Raw genomic sequence first — 18,398 nt, forward strand, 5'->3', positions numbered from 1 at the left:
TCACCGCCCTCGGTCGATTCATCCCTCCTCTGCGGCACGGAGCGTGATCCGCGCGGTCGTCCCGCCGTCGGTGTCAAACGAGAGCACGCCATCCGAGTAGTCGACGATCCGGTCGATCAGCCAGAGCCCAACCCCGCTGCCGTGTTCGAGCTCTGACTCGCCGTGTTGGTCGATGACGGCGAGTTCGTTCGGCGGGATGCCGGGGCCGTCATCGATGACCGCGATCACAACGTCGTCACCGTCGTCGACAGCTGTTACCCGAATTTCGCCGTCGGCATCGACGCCGTGTTCCACGCTGTTCTCGATGAGTTGGGCGATCGCAACCGGGAGCTTTGGGTGGGCGATGACCGCCCTTGTCGTCGCGATATCGGTAGTTACCGTGACCGTCGCCGGCGGGTCGGGCGCGAGGTCGATCGCGTCCTTGATGGCGGTGGTGATGTCGACGGCGCGTCGCTGCTCGCGCGTCTGGACGACCTCCCGCATCGTCCGCGCGTTGGTGGCCGTCCGTTCGAGGTTCTCACAGTGGTCGATGATCTCGGCTGTGTGTGGCGACGCCTCGCAGTCTTCGGCCACGGCGTTGGCATACCCCTTGATCACCGTCAGATCGTTGCGAAGATTGTGTCTGAGCACGCGATCAAACACCGCCTCAAGCAGCTGCAACTCCTCCCGGTTGTCGACGAGTTCGATCGCGGTCGCCAGATTCGATGTCAGCGTCTCAACGATGCTCCGATCGGTGTCGGTGAGGTTCTGTGGTCGCACCGCCCCGGCCATCAGCACGCCGAACTCATCGATCGGGGCGATGACCTCCGACCGGATCACGCTATCCTCGTTGTAGGCGTCGGGCCGGCTGGCAACATCGGACACAAGCTCCGTGTCGCCGCGTTTGAACGCCTCCCAGGCGATCCCATCCGTGCGCCCGAACGTCGGTAGTGTGGGAAATAGCTCGACGGCCGGCTCGGTCATTCCGATCGGTTCAAGCTGGTCGGCGACCGCATTATACTCCCACAGCCCCGTGATCGGGAAGTTGAGGGCTGTCGGTAGCCGATCGAGCACCGCATCGATCATCGCCGACCGGGTGTCGGCGGTGACGGCCTCCTGGGTGATCGCCTGGACGGCTTCGAGGCTCTGAATCCGCTGGGCGCGGGTGAGCGCGATTGTGCCGAGTGTGGTCAACAGCCCACCGAGCTGGCCGTCGGTCTCGTCGAACGCCGCCGCCTGTTCGTCGCCGAGGATGAGCACCCCATGGTCGCCGAGGGGGTAGAGCAGCACGCTCTCGATCGCCATCCCGCTGTGGGCGATCGAGACATCGGCCGCCGACAGCGCGTCGAACCGCCGGAAGGATCCGCCGTAAACCTCCCACAGTGGTGTCGCAGCCTCCTCGCTGGGTGCGGTAAACACCGGCTCTTCGGCCGTCGTCGCTGCCGGGGTGAGCGTGTCGGTCGCCCGGTCGTAGAGATGTACCTCCGCGACCGACGCGTCGATGACCGCCATCGCCGTTTCGACCGTTCGCTCGCAGGCGGTCTGTCGATCCTCGCTTGTCAACACCGCCTGTGCGTCCTCGTACAGCGACGCCAGCGTCCGGCGGCGGCGTTTCTCGTCGGTGATATCGACGTACAGAAAGAACCACTCCCGGCCGGTCGCGGTCGTCACCGGGACGGCCCGCAACAGAAAGTCGCCGGTGCCACCCACGGTCTGTCGGCTGCTCTCCGTGGTTACCGGCTGGCCGTCGGCAAGTTGGGTGTCGATCTCGGCTGCGGTCGCCGCGTCGCTCGGTGCTGCCGGGATCGTCGGTTCGAGCCGGCTTCCCTCGGTCATCGCGGTGGCGTCGCCGAAGGTGGTTTCAAAGGCCTCGTTTCTGCGGGTGATCGTCGCCGTCCCATCGGTGACCGAGACGGTGGCCATCGGCTCCTGGATCGTCGTAAACAGGGCCTCGAACCGCCGTCGCTCGTTTCTGAGCGTCGATTCGGCTGCCTTGGCCGTACACGCGGTTGCAAGCTTCTCGTTGAGTGGCCCGAGCTCGTCGATGATCGACTCGGAAAATGGCTCCCCGTGTGTGCCGAGCACCAACGCGCCGAAATCGGGGAGTTCGAAGAGATAGTAGTGGCCGTCGTCACCACCCTCGCCGACGATCGGGAACGACTCGCCTGCGGCGTCGCCATCGGCCCGCTCGGCGAGACGGGTTCTCGCGGCGGCGTACACCGGATCGTCGACAGCCGCCGCGGGTCGGGCGATGATCTGCTCGTAGCCGCCGTCCTCCCGCTGCCTGAACACACCGCCGACCGTACAGTTCAGCTTCCCCAGATAGGCGTCGAGGGCGGTTTCGGCGGTTGCCGCCAGCGTTTCTCCCGGGCTGATCGCCAATGAGATCTCGTGGAGCAGCTGGATTCGTTGTCGGCGATCGGGCATCGTCACTCACCTCCGCGCAGGTCGCTCATAGGCCATCGACGGCCCCGACGACCGCGGTTTTGTTGTAGTATTCGAGATGGCCCCGCCCGTCGTTGGCGACCTCGCCGATGGTCAGCGCGCCGATCGTCGACCCCCGTTGGCTGAGTGCCGCCAGTTCCCGGTCGAATGCGCTCTCGAGATACTGGGCCCGCGAGACACAGTCGAAGGTTATCAGCGCGCTGTCGGTGCTTGCCCCCTCGCTGGCGGCCGCATGCGCGCGGTCGGCCGCCGCCACGAGGCTTTCGGGGTCGCCCTGCAGGACGTGGACGAACTCGCCTTCGGGGAGCGCGCCGAAACACCGCAAGGAGCCATCGTCGTCGACCTCGAAGGGGTCGCGGACGATCCGCTCGGCACCCAATCGGCTGATCCCGAAGGGATGGGATTTCGCCACCTCGAAGAAGTTTGTTTTCGTGACGGTGCGATCGGTTTCGGCGTCGATGATGCCGGCATAGCGGTCGTAGGCCGGCTGGCCGTCAAGCGTTTCGAGTCGCCGGCCGTCGGCGGCGGTGATCTCGAAGGGGCCGCCGATGTCTGTCCAGCCGTGCTCGACACCGATCGTGCTTTCGGCGGTGATCCTCGCCACCACGGCCGCGTCGCCGACGAGCCCGTCGTTGGTGAACAAACAGTGCCGCCTGTCGCCGTCAAGGGTGCCGGCCCCACCGCCGATGTAGGTGTACTCGACGCCGTAGGCGTTGAACAGCTGCTGGACGAACCGGTCGCCGTCGTCGGCGAAGGCGTCGACGAAGACGAACGCTGTCTCGTAGTCGTTGGCGTCGGTGGTGGTGATCGGGTCGGCGTCGGTAGAGATCGGCTCGTCGGCATCGGTGATCGTCTCGACGGCCGGGCGAACCGCGAGGCCGGCGACGATCGCGCCGTCGGCGTGGGCCTCGCCCTCGTGGATGACATTCGGGAACAGCCCGCCGAACACCGGCGTCGACAGCTCCCGGAGCGTCTCGTCGATGGTTGCCGGCGTAAATGCGTCGTCGGGTGTCGCCAACACGAGCAACCCCTCGACTGCGGGGTCGGCATCGAACTCCTGCAGCGTCGACCGGAACTCGCTGCCGGTCGTCCGACAGTACGCAGCCTCCATGACCGCTATCCACGCTGGCCGTCGTAAAAAGCCCACCGTCGCGGTGGCTGTGGTGTTGGTGGTTTGGTCTCGGGGGTTGTGTCGCTGTCGTCACCGATTAGCTGCTGCGCGTACTCAACCAGACCCAGATCGTGGCGAACACGATCAGCAGGGTGATGACGGCGACGGCGACGTAGAACCCGGTTGCGGCATCGAACTCACCCATTCCGATGGTGATGAGGATATCTTCAACGCCAACTATGGTCGTATCGATCATCGTTGCGAGAAATCAGAAAGTGGGTTTGGGCAGATTTGAACTGCCGGCCTCCTCCATGTCAAGGAGGTGTCATAACCAGACTAGACCACAAACCCGTGCTGGTCGTGCGTTTGACGCACTTGCCAGTACCCGGGGGACGTAATTGAAGCTTTCGAAGCGCGGCCCGGCTGGTGGTTTGGGAACCGCCCGCCTGTTGTCGGTCAATACGGATTCGTGGTGTTGTTCAAATCCGAAGTCGCTGTGAGGAAATCGGTGTAGAAAGCCCTCGGCTCTCTCGGCTCCCGGGACTCGCTGCGCTCCTCGTCACTCGCTTCGCTCGTTCCTGCGGTGCTTGCGTCGTCCGGGTTCGCCGAGAGAGCCTCGCCCTTTCAGTCCGCCAGGAATGCGGTTGGACGGCCGGCCGACCCGCCTGCTTGCTGGTTGTTTCTAAACACTGTTGCTGCGGCCGCTGTCGCGGTGTGTCGTGATCCCACGCGCTTCGTCGTCGGTCGATAGCCTTTTAGCGATGTACAGACGTGTACATCATAAGACGAACTCATACACTGGTGACTAACAATGCAGGATTATATCGAACGTGTGGCCGACGGCGAGGATTTGGGACTCGACGAGGCACGGGACGCCGCCCGCCTCGTCTTCGAGGAGGCAACCGAGGCGCAGATCGGCGCGCTGCTGTCTGCGTTGCGAGCCAAGGGCGAAACTGAAACCGAGATCGCCGGCTTCGCACAGGGGATGCGCGATGCCGCCCGGACGATCGAGCCCGACCGCTCGCCGCTGGTCGATACCTGCGGCACCGGCGGCGATGATTACGATACGATCAACGTCTCGACGACGAGCGCGATCGTCGCCGCGGGCGCGGGCGTCCCGATCGCCAAACACGGCAACTACTCGGTGTCCTCCTCCTCTGGCAGCGCGGACGTGCTCGAAGTCGCCGGCGTCACCGTTGATGCCGAACCGCCTGCTGTCGAAGACGCCATCGATGAGGAGGGGATCGGCTTCATGCTGGCGACCGTCTTCCACCCCGCGATGAAGGCCGTCATCGGCCCGCGAAAGGAACTCGGGATGCGGACGATCTTCAACGTCCTCGGCCCCCTCACAAATCCCGCCGCCGCGGACGCCCAACTGCTCGGCGTCTACGATCCTGACCTCGTGCCCACAATCGCCCGCGCGCTCACCGAGATGGAGGTCGACCGCGCGCTCGTCGTCCACGGCGCGGGGATGGACGAGATCGCCCTCCACGACGCAACCACCGTCGCCGAAGTCGACGGCGACGATGTCACTGAGTTCACGCTCACGCCCGAAGACCTCGGTCTCGATTCGGCTCCAATCGAGGCTGTCGCCGGTGGCACACCCGAGGAAAACGCCGCCGACCTCGAAGCCATCGTCACCGGCGAGGAAACCGGCGCGAAACGCGACCTCATCCTCGCCAACGCGGGCGCGGCGATCTATGTCGCTGGCGAAGCCGAGTCGCTGGAAGCCGGGGTCGACGCCGCTGCCGCCGCTATCGACTCCGGCGACGCGGCGGCGAAACTCGACGCGTTGCGCGAGGCGACGCCCAAACCGGAGGCTGGAGACGCCTGATGGCACGCACCAAGATCTGCGGCATCACGAACCGCGCCGATTTGCAGGCCGCTGTCGAGGCCGGCACCGACGCCGTCGGGATCATCTCGGCGGTCGACGTGGCGACGACCCGGGAGGTCGATCGCAGCACCGCCGCGGAGTTGGTCGCCGTCGTCCCGCCGTTCGTGACCGCGACGCTTGTCTCGATGCCCGACGATGCCGACCACGCGGTCGAACTCGTCGAAGCGATCCAGCCCGACGCGCTCCAACTCCACGGCGAGTTCGACGCCGACGACCTCGGCTACATCCGCGCCGAAACGGGCGTCAAGATCATCGCCGCCGTCGACCACGAGAACACCGACCGTGCCACCGCGCTTGACGGCGTCGCCGATGCCCTCCTCATCGATTCGACGACCGAGGCGGGCGCGGGCGGCACCGGCGAACCCCACGACTGGGAGGCGACCGCCGACCTTGTCGAGTCCCTGACGACGCCGGTGATCCTCGCTGGCGGGCTCACCCCTGACAACGTCGCCGAGGCGATCCGCGTGGCCGCGCCGTTCGGCGTCGACGTTGCCTCCGGCGTCGAGCGATCCGAGGGCAGCAAGGATCACACCGCCGTCGCCACCTTCGTCCGGAACGCGGGCCGCGAGATCGAGGTGCCAGCATGACGACCGGCGAGACAGCAGCCAGCGGTGACAGTTCGGCCGATACCGACCTGTTCACTTTCGACCGCGACCGCGCCGAATTTATCGACCTCGTTGACGACGACCGCGAGGAGCCGGTCGTCGCCCGCGCGGCCGCGACGCTCGAACTCGACACCTCCCCGCTCGCCGCCTACGCCGCCCTCGCCGGTCGCAGCGCGTACAATTTCCTCTTGGAGAGTGCGGAAAAGGTCGCCTCCTCCGATCCCGACGGCGCGTTCACCGCCGCGACCGACGCCGAACGCCACGCTCGCTACTCGTTTGTCGGCTACGACCCCGAAGCCGTCATCTCGGTGTACCCTGACCGCACTGAAGTTGACCGCCTCGGCGATGCCGGCGACCTCGTTGTCGACGCCTACCGCGGCGACGCGGCGACCAACGGCGACGTACTCGACCGTCTCCGCGGCGGCCTCCCGAGCCTCGACCAGCGCGGCTTCCCCGCCAGCGACCGCCGGACGCTTTCGGGCGGCCTCGTCGGCTTTCTCGCTCACGAAGCCGTCTACGATCTCGTCCTCGAAGAGGTCGGCCGCGAACGACCCGACACCGAGGTACCGGACGCCCAGTTCGCGCTGACGACCCGGACGCTCGTCTTCGACGACGCCGAGGGAACGGTCGAACTCGTCTTTACCCCTGTCGTCGGCCCCGACGATGACCCCGGCGATATCTACGACGATCTCACGGCGGAAGCCGCCGACGTTGCCGCGACACTGGCCGACGCCGACGAACCACCGACCACCGGCTTCCACCGAACGGGCGAGACCGCTGGCTCGCAGAGCGACTACGAGGACGCCGTCCGCACGGCCAAACAGCACGTCCTCGACGGCGACATCTATCAGGGCGTCATCTCGCGTCGCCGCCAACTCACCGGCGACGTCGACCCGGTCAGCCTCTACGAATCCCTGCGATCGGTCAACCCCTCGCCGTACATGTACCTCATGCGCCACGGCGACCGCTCGATTGTCGGTGCGAGTCCCGAAACGCTGGTGTCTGTCGAGGGCGACCGGATCGTCTCGAACCCCATCGCGGGCACCTGTCCGCGCGGCTCCAGCCCCGTCGAGGATCGCCGCCTCGCCGGCGAGATGCTGGCCGACGGCAAGGAGCGAGCCGAGCACACGATGCTCGTCGACCTCGCGCGCAACGACGTGCGCCGGGTCGCCGACCCCGGCAGCGTCGAGGTCGAGGAGTTCATGAGCGTCCTCAAATACAGCCACGTCCAGCATATCGAATCGACGGTCACCGCCCGCGTCGCCGACGAGTACGACGCGTTCGACGCCGCCCGGGTGACGTTCCCGGCGGGCACGCTGACCGGCGCGCCGAAAGTCCGCGCCATGGAGATCATCGACGACCTCGAAGCCGCACCGCGCGGCGTTTACGGCGGCGGCGTCGGTTACTTCTCCTGGAGCGGCGACGCCGATTTCGCGATCGTGATCCGCACGGCGACCGTCGACCACGGCGGCGTGACTGGCGACGGCGAAATCATCGCTGACGCGGCCGGCGACGACGCGGATCGCCGGATCGACGGCGCGCGCGCAGGCGACGACCTGATTACGGTGCAGGCGGGTGCGGGCCTCGTTGCCGACAGCGACCCGACGGCCGAATACGAGGAAACTGAACAAAAGATGGACGGCGTGTTGACCGCCATCGAGCAGCTTGAAGCACGGGAGGGCGAGCAATGAACGTCCTCGTCGTCGACAACTACGATTCGTTCACCTACAATCTCGTCGAGTACGTCTCCGAAACCCGTATCTCCGACGGCGATGGTGGGTTCGAGGCAATCGACGTGACGGTGTTGAAAAACACCGCGTCGCTCGACGAGATCCGGGCTGTCGATCCCGACGCGATCCTCATCAGTCCCGGCCCGGGGCATCCGAAAAACAGCCGTGACGTGGGGGTGACGATGGACGTGCTTCGGGAGGTGAGTCCCGAAACCCCGACACTTGGCGTCTGTCTCGGCCTCGAAGCGGCGGCCTACGAGTACGGCGGCCACGTCGGCCACGCGCCCGCGCCGATCCACGGCAAGGCCTACCCGATGGATCACGATGGCGAGGGTGTCTTTGCCGGCATCGAACAGGGGTTTCAGGCCGGGCGGTATCACTCGCTGATTGCGACCGATATTCCCGATTGTTTCGAGGTGTCGGCGACGACCGACCACGACGGCGAGGAGTTGGTGATGGGGATTCGCCACCGCGAACATCCCATCGAGTGCGTCCAGTTCCACCCCGAAAGCGTGCTGACCGCTGTTGGTCACGATCTGATCGACAACTTTCTGCGGCAGACGGCTGGTGAGTCGGCGGCGTCCTCACCGCGCTCGGACGCCTAACTCTGCTGTTCTGGGAGCGGTGTTCACCCACCAAACACGCCAAAGGAGAGACTTTCGAGGAGGCCACCGCCGCTTTCGTTGTCGCCGCCGTCGCTATCGCTGCCGCCGTCGTCGCTGGTCTCACCGTCGTCACCACCGGCCGAAACCACGTCCTCCGGGTTGCTGACATCAACGCCGGTTTGATTCGCGGGATCAACCTCGTTGGGACTGGCTGTGTCCGCCCCCGTCTCGTCGTCGGGTGTGGTCTCGCCGCTTGCTTCGGTTTCGTCGCTCTCCTCGGTTGTCTCGTCGCTTTCGTCGTCGGCTGACGGTTCGGTGTCGCCGGCTGTGGCGTCGCCAGTCTCGCCTTCCTGTTGTACCTCGACAGCGGCGTCGGTGCCGCCGTCGGGTTCGGTTGGGCCACCGCTTTCGATCCCCTTCCGAAATCTGCTGCCGGAAAACGCCGCGATCACATCGGTTTCGCCGTCGGGTACCCGGCCGCGGATCACGAGTTCCGTGACGTTGTCGACCGCGTTGTAGAGGTCAAACACGTTGTCGATGCGGAGCTTAACCGTTCGCTCAAATGTCGAAGGGATATCTTCCCACGTTCCGTCGGTGCCGAGGGTCTCATTCGGCCCACGGGCATCCGCCTCCAGGCGAACGCGCTCCTCGTTGTCCTCGTGTTCGTTTTCGAGTTCGACAAACGTTGTGATCCCGACGTGTTCCTCGTAGCGGAGATATATCTGGCCGACCGTGTATCCGGGGAGCCCCGTTGGGTCGCCATCGCCGGACGCGTCGCTATCCGACGCCGTCTCGTTTGCTTGGGCGTCGGCGGGTGCGACGAGGCCGCCCCAGCGGAGCCCTCCGAACACGGAAAGGGTGCCGGCAACCCCACGAAGGAGTTGACGGCGGCTCGTCATAGCCGCTGGCTACCTCGGTTCGCAGTGTTGAACATGGATGCCTACGGGCGATCCCGTAGGTGGTGTCTAACGGTTCCTTTTCCTATGCTCTTAAATCACGGCCTGAAATTATCAGCAAAGATAATCAATCGCTGCCACCTGACCGACAGTGGCTGCGGTCACGCCCTCGGGGGGTTCAGCTACAACAGCCCAAACTGGACGAGAATGAGCAGCGCGCCGACGACAACGACGCCGATGGTGACGAGTCGCCACGCGATCTTAAGGACGATCCGCCCCACGATGAGCACGACAAGCATCCCGACGAGGGCGATCAGCAGCTGTGGGAGGCTCAGCCCGGCGATCCCGCCGCTTGCGAGTCCGCCGATAAGTGCGAGCGATGACATATCCCGAGCGAGACACCGAATCGGAATAAGCTTGTGGGGACTACTTTCGGTTCCCAACTGTCGATGTTGACAGCGGTAGTCGCCACCTCTGGGCCGACCAGCTGCCCTCCGACCGGGTTTCACTTTCAGTCCGGTTTGGGCACGCTTATACCGGATCAGTCCCATCACACAATAGCTACCGGACGCGGACAGAACCGACCCTCTTCAGATCGCAGCCCAGCGAGCGGCAGTACTTTCCAGTGCAACCCTGGTTGTGCTACCGCAACCGTAGCTGTTATGAGGGTGCCATCGGTACCACAGTCCCGTCTTTCGCTACGGAGTACACAGATGCGCCACCAGAACAAAACCACCATCCGACACGCCGACGCACCGCAGGGGGCCGACGAATGAGCCGCGCGGAGCTCTCCGCCGACGAACTCGAACTGCCCATCAAACGCACCACCGGCGACACGCTCGAAGACCGACTGACGAGCAACGCCTACAACAACATCCTCCCCGCCCGGTATCTCCGGAAGGATGCCGACGGCAACGTCGACGAAAGCCAAGAGGAGCTGTTCGAACGCGTCGCCCAAAACGTTGCGCTCGCCGAGGCCGTCTTCGAGGCCGACAAACAGGACACCGAGATCACGGTCACCCCCGACCAGATCAAGCCCGATCACCCACGGCGCGACGAACTCGCCGCGGAAGTCTTCGGCACAGGCACGACCGCTGACGACGACGCTGAAACGACGCTGTCGGTGTACAACGTCAACAAGTTCTCGTACAAAACGATCGTTCCCGAACTCCCTGACGATATCCAAAGCCACGTTGAGAGTGTTGCCGACGAGTTCGAGGAGCTGATGACCCAGCTCTCGTTCATGCCGAACTCGCCGACGCTGATGAACGCTGGCGACGAACTCCAGCAGCTGTCGGCCTGTTTCGTCGACTCGCCCGGCGACGATATCACGGATATTCACCAGACCGCAAAGGAGGCCGCGGAGGTCTTCCAGTCCGGTGGTGGGATGGGGTACGCGTTCTGGAAGCTCCGCCCGTACGGCGACTCGGTCGGCTCAACCGGCGGCATCGCGTCGGGGCCGATCACGTTCATGCGCACCTACGACCAGATGTGTGAGACCATCGCCCAAGGTGGCGCGCGCCGCGGCGCGCAGATGGGCGTCATGCGTGTCTCCCACCCTGACGTGATCCAGTTCATCCACGCCAAGAACAAGGACGTCTCGCTGGCGCACTCGCTGCGGCTCAACGACCCCGACGACTTCACGCACAACTCCTTCGCCGACGCGCTCGAAGAGGCCCGCGAGCTGATCGATGAGGAGGGTCGCGTCCCCGAACACCTCCGCAACGCTGTCGAGGGCCACCTGTCGAACTTCAACATCTCCGTCGGCGTCACCGACGACTTCATGGAGGCGCTGTTCAACGGCGAGGAGTTCACCTTCACCAATCCCCGCACCGAGGAACCCCACATTGCTACCCCCGAGACGAAGGAACTCTACGAGCTTCACGGCCTCGGCGAGCACGTCGAGGTCGGTGAGGAGCTGTCGGTTCCCGCCGAGGAACTCTGGGAGCACATGGTCAACGGGGCCTACGAGAACGGCGAACCCGGCGTGATCTATCTCGAACGCGTCAACAAACAGCACTCATTCGACGTTGAGGAACATCCCGACCACGAGATCCTCGCCACCAACCCGTGTGTCACCGGCGAGACGCTGATTAGCACCGACAGCGGACTGATCCCGGCCGAGGAGCTGTACGAACAGGGAACGGCGACTGATGTAGTCGTCGACGGTCGTCTGAGCGACGCGTCGGTCAAGGAGGCCAGCAGCGTCTACAAAACAGGCGAGAAGGACGTGTACGAACTCACGACCGAGGAGGGGTACGAACTCCGGCTCACGGCTGACCACCGCGTGATGACCGCCGACGGCTGGGTCGAAGCGCAATATCTCTCGGCCGGCGATGCGGTACACATCCAGAACCGAAAGGGATCGTTCGGCCAGCACGGCAGCGCGGCGGAAGGTCGCGTCTTCGGCTGGCTGGTCGGCGACGGTCATCTGAAAACCGGCGAAGAGCGTGCCGTGTTGAACTTCTACGACGAGGACGCCGAGATATCGGCGTCGCTTGCAGAGGACGTCAACGAGGTCGTCCGCGAACCACTCGGCAACGGCGACTACGGGATCAGTGCCAACGAGGTCAGCCGGGATGCGGACTACCGGGGCGCGCAGGCCATCGAACAGCGGATTCGGTCGACCCGCCTCTACGAACTCGCGAAGTCGGTCGGGCTCACCGACACCAAACACCAAGTTCCCGACTCGGTGATGCGCGGCAGCGAGGAGATGGCTCGCAGCTTCCTTCGTGCGCTGTTCACCGCTGATGGTGGCGTACAGGGTAATCTCGAAAAGGGCGTCTCGGTTCGGCTGTCGAGTACGGATATCGGCCTGCTCAAAGAGACGCAGCAACTGCTGACGAACTTCGGGATCTTCAGCAAAATCTACGAGGAGCGACACGAGGCCGGCAGTCAAGAGATGCCGGACGGGAACGGCGGCACGGCCGAATACGAGCGACAGGCCGACCACGATCTGGTCATCTCGAAGGACAACCTGCTGCGGTTCCGCGAGGAGATCGGGTTCCTGCTCGACTCGAAGAACGAAGCCCTCGACGAGCTACTCGCGGGCTACGACCGTGGCCCCTACAGCGAGACCTTCGAGGCGACGGTCAAATCCGTCAGTCACGACGGCCACGAGGCCGTCTACGATCTGACCGAGCCGGACACGGAGTCGTTCGTCGCCAACGGCATCGTCGTTCACAACTGCGGCGAGCAGCCGCTTGAGGAGTACGAGGCCTGCAACCTCGGCCACATCAACCTCTCGACACTGGCCGACAAGGACGCCCCCGACTGGCGCGTCTGGTACGACAACAACGGCGACGCCTACGACACTCTCGACGCCGCTGCCGAGGCGTTCATCCAGGAAGCTATCGACATGGACGCGTTCAACCGCCGGATCGAGTCCGGGACGCGCTTCCTCGAAAACGTCGTCACGATGTCGGATTTCCCGGTCGACGAGATCGAACAGAAAGTCCGAGAAATGAGAAAAATCGGCCTCGGCATCATGGGCCTCGCACAGCTGTACATCCAGATCGGCGTTCGCTACGGCTCCGATGAGGCCAACGCCATCGCCGAGCAGTTGATGACCCACATCAACCACGAGTCCAAGTGGGCCTCCCACGAACTCGCCGCAGAACGCGGCCCCTTCGCCGACTACGAGGACTCGAAGTACGCAAACCCGACGGAGTACCGCGAGTGGTTCGAACACCACACCGGCGAGGACGCCGACGAATGGGCCGACGGCTTCCCGATCCGCAACCACAACACGACGACCATCGCGCCGACCGGCACCACCTCGATGATCGGCAACACCACCGGCGGCTGTGAGCCGATCTACAACGTCGCCTACTACAAGAACGTCTCCGACGACGTCCAGGGCGACGAGATGCTGGTCGAATTTGACGACTACTTCCTTCGCGTCCTGGAGGAAAACGACATCGACGTCGACGCCGTCAAACAGGAAGCCCAAGAGCAGATGGCCGAAAACGAGTTCGACGGCGTCGAAGGGCTCGACACCGTCCCGAAAGCCATCGGTGAACTGTTCGTCGTTACTTCCGACCTCTCCGGGAAGGAACACGCCGGCGTCCAGTGTGCCTGTCAGGCCGGCGTCGACTCCGCGATCTCGAAGACCTGTAACTTCCCGAACTCGGCGACCGCCGAGGACATGGACGAGGTCTACCGCTACATCTACGAGAACGGCGGGAAAGGCGTCACCGTCTACCGCGACGGTACCCGCTCGAAGCAGGTGCTCACCACCCGCGCGAAGAACACCGAGTTCGCCGACGACGGCGAGGCTGCCGAGCAGATCACCACCCAGATCGAGGAGGTCTTCGGCGGCATCGAGGACTTCCTCGACAACGACGAGGTGCGTGCCGAACTCGGCGAAGAACTCGACGAGCTGTTCACCCAACCCGAGACGACCGAGGAAGGCCTCGGCAAGAAACGTCCGCGGCCGGACGTGCTCTACGGCGTCACCCAGCGCGTCGACACCGGTTACGGGAAGGTCTACGTCAACATCAACGAGGACGAACAGGGCCGACCGTTCGAGCTGTTCGCCAACATCGGCAACTCCGGCGGCTTCACGGCCTCCTTCACCGAGGCCCTCGCCAAGACGATCTCGACCGCCCTGCGCTCGGGCGTCGATCCCGAGGAGATCGCCAACGAACTGAACGGGATTCGATCCCCGAAAGTCGCCTGGGACAAAGGCGAGCAGATCAACTCTATCCCCGATGCCATCGGCACCGCGCTGCGCCGCTACCTTGACGGCGACATCGAGGAGCCGTACCCGAAACAGCAGAACCTCTCGGAGCTCAACGAGGAAGAGACTGAAGAACGACAGCCGACTGCGCCTGAAACCGACGGCGGCGCGGCCGTCTCAGCGGGTGCGAGCAGCGGCGCGACGACGGATTCGATGACCGAGCCGCCGGCCGACGAGGCGGCCACCGACGACGCGACCGACGAGCTACTCGCGGCCGGCGAATCGCCGGAGTGCCCTGAGTGTGGCAGCATGTCGCTGTACTTCTCGGAAGGCTGCAAGACCTGCGAGTCCTGCGGCTGGTCGGAGTGTTAGCCTAACGGCACGGGTTCGGTTCGACCCGTCTTACAACCGCACTTTTTCACCTCGTGGCACCCCGCCGATATCGCGTCTCCTAGTAGTCGGTTACAATGTCGGGGTAGCTCCGCCCTGCTAACTTATTTTGCTGCAAGCCGATGTAGTAGTAATGATAGGTAGCAGCTTTCGCCGAACCCCTGCGACTGGCGGCACATCACCGCCAGTAGTGGTGCCGGCCGACGCATCGACGGACGCGCCACCAGCCGATCCTGCCGTCCCCACGTCCACGCCCCGTGTCACCGGACGCGGCTCAGCAGACCGTAGCGAGGGGGTACTCTCGGGGACCGATGTCGCTGCAGCCCCAGCGATGGCGGTGTCCACCGCGGTTCGGTGGTGGGCTGGCGTATGATCTCCGCGGACGGCTCACAGGAGGCAACAATCGGCGTTGTCTGCAGTGGTTCTCAGGCGGATCCAGCAGCGACTGAGCTGTTTGCGGCGTATGACCTGATCGATTGTGACGACACCGTGCCGGCTACTGTGGATCTGTGTCTCGTTGATGCGGCGACGCTCCGGACACAGCCAGCGCTCGTCACCGACTGGCGAGCACAGCAATCGCCGGTTTTTGCTCCCGTTGTGTTGCTCGCCGATGCCTCGTCGCAGCGAGACCAGGGCGTCGACATTGAGTTCTCCGTTCGATACGATAGCGTCATTGAACCATCGACGACGACGGCGGCACTCACCCGCCGGATTGATAACCTCCTCCAGCGGCGGGCGATTTCTCAGGAGCTCGCCGACACGAAACAGCTCACCGCGTCGATCTTCGAGTCAAGCCCGCTGGCGAAGCTCATCGTGGGGGCTGATGGGACGATTGAACGGGCGAACGCGCGTGCCGGCGAGTTGTTTGCGACGCCACACACGGAACTCGTTGGGGGGTCGTACAGCGCGGATGGCTGGATCACACTCGACGACGGGACAAAACGGATCGTTGAAAACGGATTTCCGGTAGCCGACGTGATCGACACAGCCGAACCGATCTCCGAGCATGAATGTACGATCACACGGCCGCATGCTGACGATGTCTTGGTGTCAGTGAACGCCGTGCCGATCCATACTGACGACGCTGCGGTCGGCCGAGTCCTACTGACACTTACCGATATCACGGCCCGCCGCGAGCATGCCAATGAACGTGACCGACAGGTCGATCTTTTCACAAAAGCCCAGGATATCGCCAACGTCGGCGCTTGGGAGTATGACCTGCGGACGGACGACTTCTATTGGACTGACGAGGTGTACCAGATATACGGGCTCTCGACGGATACCGAAATCACCAGCGAGCGCGGTATCGCGGCCTATCACCCAGCTGATCGCCCCGCAATCAAAGACGCCTTTGAGCGGGCGGTTGACGCCGGCGACGCCTACGATCTCGAACTGCGGCTGATTGACGACACCGACACGGTTCGCTGGGTGCGGACGCGCGGCGAACCACAGTTCGACGACGATGGCGACGTGATTCGCGTTCGCGGCACGATTCAGGATATTACCGAGCGAAAAGCCCGGGAGGGCGAACTCCAACAGATGCGCAACGCCGTTGACGCGGCTCCAATCGGCATCGTGGTCAGTGACCCAACACAGGAAGACAACCCACTCGTCTATGTGAACGATGGATTCGTCGAGCAGACGGGCTATACGCGTCAGGAGACGCTCGGTCGAAACTGTCGATTCTTACAGGGCGAGGAGACTGACGAGGAAACGGTTGCAGAACTCCGAGCGGCGATTGATGCCGCGGAGCCGGCGTCAGTAACGATCCGCAACTATCGCGCCGACGGCTCGGCGTTCTGGAACCACCTTGAGATCGCCCCTGTCACCGACGAATCGGGAACCCTGGTCAACTACATCGGTTTCCAGCAGGATGTCACCGAACGAAAAGAACGACAGGAAGCACTCAAACAAACACGGCAACGGCTTGGATTGGTACTTTCGGAGACAGATACCGGTGTGTGGACATTTCACCCCGCGTCGGATACGATCACCCCGATTGAGTTTCCGGAGGGACTCGGGCTTGCCGAGGACGCGAGCGGTGTCGACGCCTATCTGGAACAGATTCACCCAGCAGATCGGGACACTGTCAAAGCGCACATCCGATCGGCGATCGATTCACACGAGAGCTTTGACGTTGAGTTTCGGCTTGATACCGACGAGTACGAACGGTGGCTGCGCTCACACGGCACCGTCATCACCGACCCCGATGGCACCGACCGGGTTGTCGGGATTACGACGGAGATCACCGAACGTGTCCATCGGACGACCGCACTTGAGAAACGGGAGCGGTTGCTTCGTGAACTCCACACCGCGACTCGTCAGTACTACCCGCTTGAGTCGAAGCAGGCACTCGCCGAATTCGTCATTGAGTTTCTGGAAACCGCGTTAGATCTCACCTACGCGAGTATGAAGCTGTTTGACGACGACACCGGTGTGCTTCGATCGGTTTGTGACTCAGCCGCCTTTGGGGAGCTTCCAGACTCGCTTGCGACCGTTGCGCCGGGCGACAATCCTGTGTGGGAGGCATACCGGAGCGGAGAATCACACCGTATCAACACACCACGGTTTGATAGCGTAGCCGAGGGACTACCCGTCAGTTTCAGTCAACTCGTTGCTGTTCCCGTCGGCGATTTCGGTGTTGTCGCCGTCTACCTTCCTGCGGAGGCGGAACTCACCAACGTCGATATCGATATCGTTGAGGTCGTTGCGACAAACGCCGAAGCCGTGCTTCGTGGGTTCGAAAGTGCCGAAAGTCAGGCCCAACTCGCTGACCAACTTTCGACCCAACGGGCACACGTCGATACGTTACAGGCTGTCGTTGACACAACCCAGGCGATACAAGATCGCGTTTCACAGGCTGACAGCCGGTCTGAACTCGATGCTGCCGTCTGTGAGGAGCTCGCGACACCAGCCCCAGTTGATTTTGTGTGGATCGGCCGGCCACGCGCGACCGAGACCACACTGACAGTAACAGCGTCAGCCGGTGACGGAGAGCAGTATCTTGATACCGTCCGCTCGGCGCATGCGTGTTCGCTTCCGGCACATATCGCGGCAACGGAACGTGACCCGTTCAGCAGCAACGCCATCTCCCAGCACGTCCAGGACACGGACTGGGCAAAAGAAGCACTGTCATATGGGTACCGTGCCGTGTTGAGCGTCCCGCTTGTTCATGACGATGTGCTGTACGGCGTGCTCACCGCCTACTCCGCAGACGACGATGCGTTCGACGAGATGTATACGAATCTGCTCACCGACGCGTCGTCGCTGCTGGTGAACTACACCCGCGTGCTTGATCAACGGTCGCTTGGATCGAATCACACGCCGACGACGGTGACGTTTGAACTTACTGATGACTCTCATCCGCTGCAACGACTTGCCGCGGCGACAACAAGCGAGATTCGGCTCAAAACGATCGTCCGTGCTACCGATGACACGGTGACAGTGATGGCAGCGGTCACCGACGGCGACCGCCAGGCGGTGTGTGAGTATGCGTCGACGGCAACAGGGATCAACTCGGCCACCCCCTTTGGCACCGATGATTCCCAACAACTTCTGCTTGAACTGCCGAGGCCATTCTTCGCAACAGCAGTCGAACAGTACGGCGGGCAACTGCTCACCGCAACCGTGACACCGGCGTCAACCCGGATTCAGCTCCGGATCACGAACGGTGTCCCACGGCGGCCACTCTTCGAGTTCATCACCACACAGTTCGAGGACGCCGAGTTGATCGCCCAAGAGGAGCGACCGGCTGCAGCAATGGATGACACGGACACACTCGATGAACTGACCGAGCGACAGCGGGAGATATTGAACGCAGCCTACTACGGCGGCTACTATGAAACCCCACGAGATATAACGGGTGAGGAGCTCGCAGCAAGCTTCGACATCTCAAGTCCAGCGGTGTACAACCATCTCCAGGCTGCCCATAAAAAGCTCCTCCGGCAGACGCTTGACGACGAGCCAGCCGCTCAGCCTATGGGGTTAGACAGTTAACAATCGCACACAGCGAGAGGTTAACCGATTAGCTAGCAGCTTGAACCCATGTCTCACCGTTTGTCT

At 63.5% G+C, this 18,398-nt stretch carries 11 protein-coding genes, 1 tRNA gene and 1 pseudogene; 7 read left to right on the plus strand and 6 right to left on the minus strand.

From position 1 onward, the window contains the following. Positions 1-18: 18 nt before the first annotated feature. From HKK80_RS05830 to HKK80_RS05845, 4 genes are all read right to left on the minus strand, one after another. Entirely contained in the window at positions 19-2,406 is a 2,388-nt protein-coding gene (locus HKK80_RS05830; protein WP_411798674.1) for an ATP-binding protein, read from the minus strand. Between the two features lie 25 nt (positions 2,407-2,431). Continuing rightward, positions 2,432-3,535 carry an FIST signal transduction protein gene (locus tag HKK80_RS05835; RefSeq protein WP_411798675.1) on the minus strand — a complete coding sequence of 368 codons (1,104 nt, stop codon included), beginning with the start codon at positions 3,533-3,535 and terminating at the stop codon, positions 2,432-2,434. A gap of 97 nt (positions 3,536-3,632) precedes the next feature. After that, on the minus strand, positions 3,633-3,791 hold the full coding sequence (locus tag HKK80_RS05840; RefSeq protein ID WP_411798676.1) for a hypothetical protein: 159 nt from the start codon (positions 3,789-3,791) through the stop codon (positions 3,633-3,635). A 20-nt stretch (positions 3,792-3,811) separates the two neighbouring features. Then, positions 3,812-3,886, minus strand: a tRNA-Val gene (locus tag HKK80_RS05845). Between the two features lie 460 nt (positions 3,887-4,346). On the opposite strand from HKK80_RS05845, the gene trpD reads away from it, so the two are divergent. From trpD to trpG, 4 genes are read left to right on the plus strand one after another with little or no spacing between them, the layout of a single operon-like run. Further along, complete coding sequence (gene trpD, locus HKK80_RS05850) at positions 4,347-5,369, plus strand: anthranilate phosphoribosyltransferase (RefSeq protein WP_411798677.1); 1,023 nt, start codon at positions 4,347-4,349, stop codon at positions 5,367-5,369. After that, positions 5,369-6,016: a phosphoribosylanthranilate isomerase gene (locus HKK80_RS05855; protein ID WP_411798678.1), complete on the plus strand. Its 648-nt coding sequence runs from the start codon at positions 5,369-5,371 to the stop codon at positions 6,014-6,016. Before trpD ends, HKK80_RS05855 begins: the two co-directional genes overlap by 1 nt. Continuing rightward, entirely contained in the window at positions 6,013-7,725 is a 1,713-nt protein-coding gene (gene trpE / locus HKK80_RS05860; protein WP_411798679.1) for an anthranilate synthase component I, read from the plus strand. Before HKK80_RS05855 ends, trpE begins: the two co-directional genes overlap by 4 nt. After that, on the plus strand, positions 7,722-8,369 hold the full coding sequence (gene trpG, locus HKK80_RS05865) for an anthranilate synthase component II (protein WP_411798680.1): 648 nt from the start codon (positions 7,722-7,724) through the stop codon (positions 8,367-8,369). Before trpE ends, trpG begins: the two co-directional genes overlap by 4 nt. 23 nt (positions 8,370-8,392) lie before the next feature. On the opposite strand, the gene HKK80_RS05870 is transcribed toward trpG, so the two are convergent. Together HKK80_RS05870 and HKK80_RS05875 are read right to left on the minus strand one after the other, a co-directional pair. After that, positions 8,393-9,268 carry a hypothetical protein gene (locus HKK80_RS05870; RefSeq protein ID WP_411798681.1) on the minus strand — a complete coding sequence of 292 codons (876 nt, stop codon included), beginning with the start codon at positions 9,266-9,268 and terminating at the stop codon, positions 8,393-8,395. A 179-nt stretch (positions 9,269-9,447) separates the two neighbouring features. Next, positions 9,448-9,651, minus strand: a complete 204-nt coding sequence (locus HKK80_RS05875) for a hypothetical protein (RefSeq protein WP_411798682.1) — start codon at positions 9,649-9,651, stop codon at positions 9,448-9,450. A 386-nt stretch (positions 9,652-10,037) separates the two neighbouring features. Between HKK80_RS05875 and HKK80_RS05880 the strand changes: the two are divergent. The 3 genes and pseudogenes from HKK80_RS05880 to HKK80_RS05890 all read left to right on the plus strand — a co-directional run. Continuing rightward, positions 10,038-10,490 (plus strand): annotated as a pseudogene (locus HKK80_RS05880) (ribonucleotide reductase N-terminal alpha domain-containing protein); the annotation flags it as partial. Positions 10,491-10,529: 39 nt separating this feature from the next. Continuing rightward, positions 10,530-14,318, plus strand: coding sequence for an LAGLIDADG family homing endonuclease (locus HKK80_RS05885; RefSeq protein WP_411798741.1), 3,789 nt, complete (start codon positions 10,530-10,532; stop codon positions 14,316-14,318). Positions 14,319-14,705: 387 nt separating this feature from the next. Further along, the gene (locus HKK80_RS05890) at positions 14,706-18,332 is read left to right on the plus strand and encodes a PAS domain-containing protein (RefSeq protein WP_411798683.1); all 3,627 of its coding nucleotides are present in this window, start codon (positions 14,706-14,708) and stop codon (positions 18,330-18,332) included. The last annotated feature ends 66 nt before the right edge of the window (positions 18,333-18,398 follow it).

Source organism: Halonotius sp. F2-221B (assembly GCF_046719765.1).
In the GTDB taxonomy this organism is placed as follows: Archaea; Halobacteriota; Halobacteria; order Halobacteriales; family Haloferacaceae; genus Halonotius.